A 390-nucleotide genomic window follows, 5' to 3' on the forward strand; every position below is an offset into this window, starting at 1 on the left:
AAACGGCCGAAGAGCCTCAGAATTTCGTCAGAAGCACTGGCTGTTTTGTCGAAAGCAACTCTGTCGATCAGAGTTCGTCGATCGTCACTATCTGATCTTGTATCGCTCGCACGAGTAATTCGCATTTCGTCGGTGCGTTCCTTCCAACGTCGGCATACTTCTCGCGAATCCGCGACAGGTGGGTCCCCACCGTTCCCACGCTGATGTAGAGGTTTTGAGCAACGCGTGACTTCGAATCACTCAGTAGCCATTCCCTGAGAACCTCGATTTCGCGCTCCGAAAGGTGCGGTCCGACGGGATCCTGTGCCATGCAGTTTTCCACAGTGACTGTCATGAGTTTCGTCCTTACTTCTCTGTAGCGGAATGACAGACCCCCGACAGTGCCGTCTT

1 protein-coding gene is annotated in these 390 nt (G+C 53.3%); it reads right to left on the reverse strand.

Annotation, left to right across the window (positions count from 1 at the left end; genetic code table 11):
• Window positions 1–67: 67 nt before the first annotated feature.
• Window positions 68–334 (reverse strand): response regulator transcription factor, encoded by a 267-nt coding sequence (locus A2J01_RS03730; RefSeq protein ID WP_370333094.1) that lies wholly within the window; start codon window positions 332–334, stop codon window positions 68–70.
• Window positions 335–390 lie beyond the last annotated feature (56 nt).

The sequence above is a fragment of the Rhodococcus sp. EPR-134 genome, from assembly GCF_001647205.1.
GTDB lineage: Bacteria > Actinomycetota > Actinomycetes > Mycobacteriales > Mycobacteriaceae > Rhodococcus_F > Rhodococcus_F qingshengii.

Excerpts from the sequence above, each read along its gene's own strand:
- A2J01_RS03730 (WP_370333094.1), bottom strand. The coding sequence starts at position 334 with ATGACAGTCACTGTGGAAAACTGCATGGCACAGGATCCCGTCGGACCG.